Origin of the sequence: Bradyrhizobium sp. AUGA SZCCT0169, from assembly GCF_018130085.1 — a bacterium.
Classification (GTDB): domain Bacteria; phylum Pseudomonadota; class Alphaproteobacteria; order Rhizobiales; family Xanthobacteraceae; genus Bradyrhizobium.
On sequence record NZ_JAFCMC010000069.1, the window covers coordinates 1 to 8,878 of the forward strand.

13 protein-coding genes are annotated in these 8,878 nt (G+C 61.4%); 8 read left to right on the top strand and 5 right to left on the bottom strand.

The annotated features are described in order from the left end of the window. Positions 1–194 precede the first annotated feature (194 nt). Positions 195–581, top strand: coding sequence for a RidA family protein (locus tag JQ609_RS34685; protein WP_212277125.1), 387 nt, complete (start codon positions 195–197; stop codon positions 579–581). Positions 582–585: 4 nt separating this feature from the next. Further along, complete coding sequence (locus JQ609_RS34690) at positions 586–1,284, top strand: glutathione S-transferase family protein (protein WP_212277127.1); 699 nt, start codon at positions 586–588, stop codon at positions 1,282–1,284. An 88-nt stretch (positions 1,285–1,372) separates the two neighbouring features. On the opposite strand, the gene JQ609_RS34695 is transcribed toward JQ609_RS34690, so the two are convergent. Then, positions 1,373–1,813 (bottom strand): hypothetical protein, encoded by a 441-nt coding sequence (locus JQ609_RS34695; protein ID WP_212277128.1) that lies wholly within the window; start codon positions 1,811–1,813, stop codon positions 1,373–1,375. A 282-nt stretch (positions 1,814–2,095) separates the two neighbouring features. Between JQ609_RS34695 and JQ609_RS34700 the strand changes: the two genes are divergently transcribed. The 4 genes from JQ609_RS34700 to JQ609_RS34715 all read left to right on the top strand — a co-directional run bounded on the left by JQ609_RS34700 (position 2,096) and on the right by JQ609_RS34715 (position 5,054). After that, positions 2,096–2,350: a hypothetical protein gene (locus JQ609_RS34700; RefSeq protein ID WP_192740023.1), complete on the top strand. Its 255-nt coding sequence runs from the start codon at positions 2,096–2,098 to the stop codon at positions 2,348–2,350. 175 nt (positions 2,351–2,525) lie between these two features. Beyond that, a complete protein-coding gene (locus JQ609_RS34705; protein ID WP_212277129.1) occupies positions 2,526–2,777 on the top strand; it encodes a hypothetical protein in 252 nt (83 codons plus the stop codon). A gap of 218 nt (positions 2,778–2,995) precedes the next feature. Continuing rightward, entirely contained in the window at positions 2,996–3,763 is a 768-nt protein-coding gene (locus JQ609_RS34710; RefSeq protein WP_212206577.1) for an SDR family NAD(P)-dependent oxidoreductase, read from the top strand. Between the two features lie 118 nt (positions 3,764–3,881). After that, the gene (locus JQ609_RS34715) at positions 3,882–5,054 is read left to right on the top strand and encodes a cytochrome P450 (RefSeq protein WP_212277130.1); all 1,173 of its coding nucleotides are present in this window, start codon (positions 3,882–3,884) and stop codon (positions 5,052–5,054) included. A gap of 43 nt (positions 5,055–5,097) precedes the next feature. Here the strand turns inward: JQ609_RS34715 and JQ609_RS34720 are convergent, their stop codons facing one another. Further along, positions 5,098–6,015 carry a hypothetical protein gene (locus tag JQ609_RS34720; RefSeq protein WP_212277131.1) on the bottom strand — a complete coding sequence of 306 codons (918 nt, stop codon included), beginning with the start codon at positions 6,013–6,015 and terminating at the stop codon, positions 5,098–5,100. Between the two features lie 23 nt (positions 6,016–6,038). Continuing rightward, on the bottom strand, positions 6,039–6,524 hold the full coding sequence (locus JQ609_RS34725; protein ID WP_212277132.1) for a toll/interleukin-1 receptor domain-containing protein: 486 nt from the start codon (positions 6,522–6,524) through the stop codon (positions 6,039–6,041). Positions 6,525–7,080: 556 nt separating this feature from the next. Here JQ609_RS34725 and JQ609_RS34730 point away from each other — a divergent pair. Then, a complete protein-coding gene (locus JQ609_RS34730; protein WP_212277133.1) occupies positions 7,081–7,587 on the top strand; it encodes a collagen-like protein in 507 nt (168 codons plus the stop codon). Between the two features lie 149 nt (positions 7,588–7,736). Here JQ609_RS34730 and JQ609_RS34735 read toward each other — a convergent pair whose 3' ends face one another. Next, positions 7,737–7,958 (bottom strand): hypothetical protein, encoded by a 222-nt coding sequence (locus JQ609_RS34735; RefSeq protein ID WP_212277134.1) that lies wholly within the window; start codon positions 7,956–7,958, stop codon positions 7,737–7,739. Positions 7,959–8,100: 142 nt separating this feature from the next. Next, positions 8,101–8,367, bottom strand: a complete 267-nt coding sequence (locus tag JQ609_RS34740; protein WP_211997302.1) for a DUF2277 domain-containing protein — start codon at positions 8,365–8,367, stop codon at positions 8,101–8,103. 133 nt (positions 8,368–8,500) lie between these two features. On the opposite strand from JQ609_RS34740, the gene JQ609_RS34745 reads away from it, so the two are divergent. Continuing rightward, entirely contained in the window at positions 8,501–8,746 is a 246-nt protein-coding gene (locus JQ609_RS34745) for a DUF2188 domain-containing protein (RefSeq protein ID WP_192740030.1), read from the top strand. Positions 8,747–8,878 lie beyond the last annotated feature (132 nt).

Below are 8,878 nucleotides of genomic sequence, written 5' to 3' on the forward strand. Positions count from 1 at the left end.
CATATGGATGCAAGCGATCCGATCAGACCGTCAAAAAACTCTTGTGGCACGGGGGCCGTCCACATATGGGTCCCGGCTCAAGGCCGGGACGACGTAGCGTAACCCGGATCCACCGAGCGACATCCGGGGCTGGCAGAAATCCCGCATGTCGCTATGCTCATGCGGGCTGCAATTCACATCAATCGAGGCGCCCCATGCCCATCCAGCACTTTCTTCCTCCCGCCGGCATCAAGTCGCCGCCGCTGTCGTTTGCCACCCGCGTCGGCGATCTGCTGTTCATCTCGGGGATTCCCGGCTTCGACGAAAAAGGCGCGCTGCCCGACGGCTTCGAGGCGCAGTTCGGCAACGTCGTGATCAACATCAAGCGTATCCTCGTTGAGGCCAACGCGACGTTTCGCGATCTGGTCAAGGTCAACGTGCTGCTGACGCGCGCGTCCGACGTCGCCACCATGAACAAGCTCTATGCGGAAGCGTTCGGGCCGGCGCCCTATCCGGCGCGCACCACCTGCGTGGTGGTGGCGTTGCCGAACCCGCAGATGCTGATCGAGATCGAGGGCGTGGCTTCGCTGGCGAAACGGTGAGGCGATGCTGACGCTTTACTCCTATCCGGAACTGTTCGGCGTCGCCGACAATAACGGCTATGGGCTGAAAGTGTTCGCCTTCCTCAAGCTCACGGGCGTGCCGTTCGTCCATCAGCATGTGTTCGACGCCTCGGCGGCGCCGCGCGGGCAATTGCCTTACATCGTCGATGACGGCGAGACGATCGGCGACAGCGAGACCGTCATCGCGCATCTGGTGCGAAAATATCATCTCATCATCGATGCTGCACTGACGCCGGCGCAGCGCATGACCGATCATCTGGTCACGCGCATGCTCGACGATCTCTATTGGGTGATGTCGTATTCGCGCTGGAAGGACGATCGGTATTTCCCCGCGTTCCGCGACGGCTTCATGGCGCAGCATTCGCAGATCGATGAAACCGGGCTGAACAAGGCGCGGGACTACAACGCGCAGCGCTATTATTTTCAGGGCATCGGCCGCTACGCGCCCGACCTGGCTTACGCACGCGGGCTGGCTGACTTACAGGTGCTGGCCGATCTGATTCCGGCGGATGGATATGTGCATGGGGTGACGCCGATCAGCGTCGATGCCGGCATCTACGGCTTCATCGCCAATATCCACTTCTTCCCGATCCCGACGCCGCTGAAGGCGTTCGTGTCGGATCATCCCAATCTCGTGCGCCATTGCGAGGCGATCCACGCGATGGTGAGCAAGAAATCGTAGGGTGGGTTAGCGAAGCGTAACCCACCAAAGTCTCACCGCGCGTGAAGATGGTGGGTTACGGCTACGCCTAACCCACCCTACGCACCTTCTACCTCAACGTGATCGCGAGACCGCTCAAATCCGCATTCGCCATCAACCCGGTCTGCTGGCCGGCGAGCTCCAGCACCGCGCCCTTCTGGTTGGTCAGCACGATCGCGCGCGCGCCGCGGCCGATGGCAAGGCCCGCGCCCGCCGCGCCATAGACGCCGGCGACGTCGGACGGGCGATAGATGTTGCTGACGCGGCCGCGCAGCACCGTCTTCGAGCCGCCGAACACCAGGCCGTAATCCAGCCCGCCGGTGGAGAGCGCGTAGCGCCGGCCGCGAAAAGTCAATGTGCCGCTGCCGCCGGAGCCGCCGATGACCCATCCAGCCTTGTAGATCGTCATCGCGATGGTGCCCTCATCGGCACGGGCGACGGAGGACAGCGCGAGGCCGGCGAAAGCGATCAGCGCGACGAGCGCGACACGAATGGCGGATGACTTCTTCATGCAGTGTTTCCTTGAGCGTGGAGAGCGAGCGCCGCGACGGTGAATCAGATCGCGGTTCGCCGATTGTAACCGATTGACGGGATCGACAAAGCCTATTCGCGCCGCGCGATTTGCAGGGTTCCACCGCGCTTCAGGCTCGGCCATTTCCGCACCGCGGCTTTGAACCAATCGGGCACTCGCGGGACATAATTCATGACCGGGACATGACGTCTCGGGCGCCTCCCCGATCGGATTTCATTGCCTGGGAGAGCAGCAACCCCCCTGATATCCAGGAGACCCTCGATGCGCCGCCTTTGCCTCTTCGCCGCCACCGCCGCTGTTGCCGTCACCACGCTTGCCGCCATGAGCCCCGCCGAGGCCTCCTTCCACCTGATCCGCTGGCAGGATTCGGGCTTCTGCCAGATCTGGGACCAGAACATCCCGACCGCGCCGTATCCGGGCAACTACACCGTCGTCGTCGGCAGCGAAGTGCCGACCTTCGGCGATGCGCTGGTGCTGAAGGACGGCCTGCTGCACAACGGCACCTGCTCGTTCTGAGCGCACGTTAACGCTTCGATCAAGGCCGGCCCCACCGGCCTTTTTCGCGGCTAGAAAATTGAACCAATCACGCTTTCGCCACACTCAATGAATGCCCGGATCCCCATCGGGCGCCGTCCCTGCCAGCACGCATTGCGGGGGCCGGCCGACATTTCCCAACAGGAGACCTTTGCCCATGCTTCGAGTTACCGCTCTCAGTGCCGCTGCCGCTATTGCACTGTCCGCTTTTGCCGCGACCGCTCCTGCCGAAGCCGCGTTTCATTTGATCCGCTGGGAAGGCACCGGCGCCTGCCAAATCTGGGACGAAAGCATTCCGGGCAAGCCGATCCCCTCAAACTACAAGACCGTCAGCAAGCCGGTCCCGACCTTCGCCGCCGCGCTCGCAATGAAGGACGGCATGCTCAAGAAGGGCGCCTGCAAGATATAAGCTTGCGCCCGATCGACTATCATTGTTTCGTCGATCAAGGCCGGTGGGTCATGCCCGCCGGCCTTGCTATTTTGAAAAACGTGCGGCGCATCGCGCTGCCGGCTCCATGCTCGGCACACACCTGCCCCGCGCATGACGGCGGCCGCTAGGGGCTGACGGCCCGCAATCCGCATTCTAATATGGCCTCACACAAAAACAGAACCGTTGAGGAAACACCCATGCCCCTGCTCCAAAATCACATCGCTGTCATCACCGGCGCAGGCTCCGGCATCGGGCGCGCGATCGCGAAAGGCTACGCCAGCGAGGGCGCGCGCGTGGTGCTGCTCGACATGAACGAGCAGGCCGCGGCCAGCGTCGCCGGTGAAATCCGCGACGCCGGCGGCAAGGCGGAGAGCTTCCTGCTCGACGTCACCAGGCGCGAGGACTGCGTCGCGATCGCCAGGCGCGTCGCCGATAAAGTTGGCCAGGTCTCGATTTTGGTCAACAATGCCGGCATTGCCCGCCGCAACGGCATGCTGGGCGCAGCCGAAGCCGTGATCAACGATTGGGAAGACATCATTGCGATCAACCTCACCGGTGTTTTCAATGTGACGCATGCGTTCCTCGAACCGCTGCGATCAGCCAAGGGACGCATCGTCAATATCGGCTCGATCCAGTCGTTCGTGCATCTGAAGACGCCGAGTTCGCCGGCCTACACCGCCTCCAAGCACGGCGTGCTCGGCTTCACCAAGGCGCTCGCCGCCGAACTCGGCAAGGACGGCGTCCGCGTCAACGCGATCGGCCCGGGCTTCATCGAGACGCCGCTGAACGAAAAGGTGCGCGCCAGCAATCCGGCGCTGGTGAAAGTGTTCGTCGACCACACCCCGCTCGGCCGCGCCGGCACCGCCGAAGACATTGTCGGGCCCGCGGTCTTCCTGGCGTCCGATCTGTCTGCCTATGTCTCGGGGTCGATCGTGATGGTGGATGGCGGCTACCGGACGGTCTGAACCGACGGGACCCGATATTTGGTGCGGAAACCCCAGAAAAACGGATTGCCGGGTCGGGCCCGGCAATGACATATTTGCCTAGGCAACTAGTTCGCTCTCCCACCCACGGCAACCGATCATGTCCAACGCCCCGCATTTCGAGATCGACGTATCCACGTTCTGGGCCGATCCCTATCCGGCCCTGGCTCGGATGCGGAAGGAGGCGCCGATCGCTTTCGTGCCGCAGCTGGGCTCGACCGTCTTCACCCGGCGCGACGACATCTTCACCCAGGAAAAACGCATCGACGTGTTCTCCTCGCACCAGCCGGCGGGGCTGATGAACGTGCTGATGGGCCACAACATGATGCGCAAGGATGGCGATGCGCATATGTCGGAACGCGCGGCGATGTTTCCGGCGGTGTCGCCGCGCACCGTGCGCGACACCTGGGTACGCCAGTTCCAGGCCCATGCCGACCGCATCCTCGACGAACTCGTGCCGCAGGGCAAAGCCGACCTGTGCAAGGCGCTGGCGCTGCCGCTGTCGGCCGAATGCCTGAAGGATATCACCGGGCTGACAAACATGCGCTACCAGGACATGGACGCCTGGTCGCAGGCGATGATCGACGGGATCGCCAATTACACCGGCAACAAGGAAGTCGAGGCGCGCTGCCATGCCGCCACCGCTGGCATCGATGCCGCGATCGACGACATGATCCCGGTGGTGGAGAAACATCCCAACACCTCGATCCTCAGCGTGCTGCTGGCCTCGGGCCAGAACATGGAAAGCATCCGCGCCAACATCAAGCTGGCGATCTCGGGCGGCCAGAACGAGCCGCGCGACGCCATCGCCGGCTCTGTCTGGGCGCTGCTGACGCATCCCGAACAGCTGGCGCTGGTCCGCGAGGGCAAGGCAAAATGGCTGGACGTGTTCGAGGAATATGCGCGCTGGATCGCGCCGATCGGCATGTCGCCGCGCCGCGTTGCGAAACCGTGGTCCTATGGCGGCGTCGATTTCGAGCCGGAGGATCGCGTGTTCTTCATGTTCGGCTCCGCCAACCGTGACGAATCCTGTTTCGGCGACCCTGATCGATTCGACATCACCCGCAACACGTCGAAGAGCATCGCCTTCGGCGCCGGCCCGCATTATTGCGCCGGCGCCTTTGCCTCGCGCGCGATGGTCGCGGATGTCGCGCTGCCCGGCATTTTTGCACGGCTGAGGGATCTGCAACTCGACGACAGCGAGCCGGTACGGATCGGCGGCTGGGCGTTTCGCGGTCTGCTCAATCTGCCCGTCAAGTGGGACGCGAGCTAGAGCGCAGCGTTAACTTTCGCCATTTGAATCCGGGCGGCGCCAGTCAAATCGGCAAGTCAATGCCCGTACTGATCCAATCCTTTAGTAGCGGACTGTCGCGACGGTCAAGGAACTTTCCGAAGTCGATCTGCTTCGGCCTGCTCTCTTCCAACTTCCTCTCGATGATCCCGGTCGCGTATTGCCAGTACTCCTCACCATACCCTGGATTGGATTCAACGAGGGATTTCGCGAGAATTTCTACGTAAATCGCACCGATCGCCCTCCTCCAAAACTCTGGCGCTTTTGAATAGTCGGTCAGCGCGCCCCGCCGGCCATACCACATGATCCAGTAGTCCTCTTCTGCGGCAGCCCAGCCTTCAGGTGACAGCGTCAGATCAAGGCAGGGCGACCTGCACACCAACGGCTCCTTCATCTCCTTATCGAAGAAGAAGTAGCAGCCCAGCTTGTGATACCAGGAGACCCGCAGGAATTTTCGCACCTCATCCCGATCTTGCTGCAGCGCGACCTGCCGCGCTCCTGTGCGCTTGAGATCGGAGACGATTCCTTCAACTCGCTCCCGGCTGAACTTCTCGACCTCGAAAACCATCCCTTTGTACGTCGGAAACAACTCCTGGAGAATTACCATGATCTCGGAGAAAAAATTGCCGGCAATATTGCCGCCGCGCCAGCACTCCTGCACGCCAATATAATTTCCGTAGATCAATTCGCTGGAAAAGTCATAGGTGAAAAATCCTAAACCGACGGCCCGATCGGCGAGCTTCAATATGAAGTAGCGCGAGTCGAGCGTGTAAGAGATTTCCTTGCCATTCGATATGACAAAACTCCGCCGCACTCCGATATCGCCGTGCAGCGTCCATCGGATAATGTCCTGGGGATCATCCCTTTCGATTGCCGGAAACAGATCTTCATAGAGATCGAAAACTCCGGAGTCATAAAATGTCTGGTGGTCCCAAAAGTCCAATCGGGTGACCCAAATCGACGGCCTCAGAAATGCAATCGCCTTTCGTCACTGTCGACCTGCGGATTTGCATATTTGTCGACGCCCCGCACGTCGCCGAGATTGAAAGCCGTCTCGCCGGGTTCACCCGTTTCAAAATCACGCACGGGAAACTGCCGCGGTCGGACGCTGGCTTTTCTCCATTCCGCATCCTTGGCATAAATCGGAATAATGATGGGCCGGTAGTTCTTGCGTTGTTTTTGCAGAGCGACCGCCAGGCCAAGCTCTCTCTGAACCCAAGGCGAGTTCAGCGAATGCTCACTGACCACCAGAAAAAAGAAGTGACACTTTGAAATCCTGTCCCGGACCACATCTTGAACCTGGCTACCCAATTGAAGATCTTCGCCATACTGGAATACGGAAAATCCGGCCTCCTCAAGGACGCGCTCGTAACCTTCGGCCTCGTTGTAGTCCTTGGAGCTATGCGAGATGAACGATGAGATGTATCGCTGGGCGCTGCCTAAGAAACGCAAATTGACCTCCTAATCCGAGAGCAAAATTCCTGTGCTAAAATCTCTTTCGGTAGAACTATCCAAGTGATACTACCTTCAGGCATGGCTTGAGACAACTCGATATCGCGACGCTGGTCGTCTGGCCGCAAACCACGATGCTCCAGCGCTCGAACCGCATGCTGATGATTCTGCGCATAAGCGCGGTTGCGTATTTGCCTGTGATCTGGGTCACGTAGGCAACGAGAGACCTCCCTGTACGGGCCGAAAAATCGAACTGATATCGACAAGCTGACGACCAATCTCCACACACGCCAACAATGGAGAACGACAATGCTTGCTGAAATCTTTTTGCTGCGCCTGGAAGCCAAGTTGCGCTCGAACCAGCAAACCACGCCAGTGAGGAATCCTCGCTTCGTACCGATCGTGCTGCGTTCGTAACCGAACCGTCATCGGGGGCTCGCCAACGGTGACGCCTCCATGACGATTTCGTTGATATTGATCAAGATCGACAACTCAATTGAAGCCGTCATCAAACGTCTGATAAGAAGCCCTTCGGAATCATATTCGGAGCGTGCACGTGGCGGACGAAGCAGGTCCCCGGCAGGGACGACAGGGACCACAGGGTCCGCGCGGCGAACCCGGACGTCCCGGGCCGCAGGGGCATCCCGGACCGCCCGGCCTGGAAGGCCCGCGCGGCAAGCCTGGCGCGGACGGCAAGGCCGGCGCGCAGGGTAAAGCCGGACCGCAAGGCAAGCGCGGCGAGACTGGCCCGCAGGGTAAAGCCGGCGCGCAGGGTCCGGCAGGCCCCCGCGGCGAACCCGGACCGCCCGGCCAGCTGCCCTCGATCGAGCAGGTGATGCCGTGGCTGCATCTGATTTTCGATGCCTGGGAAGATCACCGGAAAATGCGCGAGCGCGAGGCCGCGGAACGCGAAGCCGCAGCACTCGCGGACACCGAACGTGAGGCCGCCGAGCGAGTGGCGCTCGAGACGGCCCTGCACGGTGATGATGGCGACGCTGATGATGACGACGATCGCCACAAGGACAAGAAGAAGCACAAGCGCAAACACAAGGACAGGAAGTAAGCGCGCCGCTCAGCGCCGCTGACAAACAGGCCCGCGAGCGTCGCCTACCATTCGCCCAAAGGGATCATGGGATCGACCTGGCCACACAGCCAGGCCGTCGCCAATCCGGTGAAAAACGTCAGCAACGCCCGGCCCAACAAACACGCGATTCAATGTGCGGCGCTGGGCCCGGCGCCAATATCCGGCAGCAGGCGCATCAGCCGGAAGCACCAGCGCATGACGCGATACCAGAGAAAACCCGCAATGGAGCCCGAGATCGCGAGAATGGTGATGATGGCGGGCTCGTAGCTTCCGCCCACCCACAGCATCCAGCCGGACCACAGCACGGTGAAAGCGATGGCGCTCAGTTTCAGGGGAATCGTCGGCTTCATGACACCCTCCACGGCAATCGGATGGTGCCAATCTATGCCCGGGCGACCGGCCGCACTGTGAGCTACGTCACGTGGGCTACCCGGGAAAACGCGATCAGGAACGGCCTCCAATTCAATTGCCGGGCGGCGAACGCAGCCTGTCTTATCCGAATCTCGCCCGCGAACGCTCCCGTGCCTTCTCGGCCTCGACCTCGCGGTCGCGGGCCGGCGCGTTGGTCTGCAGCGACGCCAGCAGGCGGCGGGCGCTGTCGGAAACCTCGGAGACCGCGCGGTTGAAGGCCTCCGCATTGGCCTGCGACGGCGAGTTGAACCCGGAAAGCTTGCGCACGAATTGCAGCGCCGAAGCATGGATTTCCGCATGCGTCGCCGGCGGCTCGAAATTGAACAGGGTCTTGATGTTGCGGCACATGGTTCTCTCCTCGGGGATGCAGGCTGACCATTCCAAGGACGAACGGCCGATGCAAAATCCGACAGTTTCGACTATTCTGTCATAGATTGAGCGGCGCGTTCACCCTCTCGGCAATGGCAACAGCGAGTTCCCGATGAGCCACGTGACCTACAAGATCGTCGAGCATGACGGCGGCTGGGCCTATACCGCCAATGGCGTTTTTTCCGAACCGTATCCGACCCACGCCGCGGCGCTCGCGGCCGCGCGGCGTGCGGCGGCCGAGCAGCGGGTGCCGGGGCGCACCGAGGTGATCGAATACGAAACCGCAGACGGCAAGTGGCAGACCGAGACCGCGGCCGGCAATGACCGGCCTGAGACCGATGTCGAGGACACCGCCTAAAGCGTGATGGCATTAGGTTCGATAGCCTGAGTTTTTGAGGTAGTTGGCACATTCCTCTGAGGTGAAGGCATCGAGTGCGCAGCCGATTGCGGCGCAGACCGCGTCGACAGTTCGCGCGGCAGCTTTGCGGAC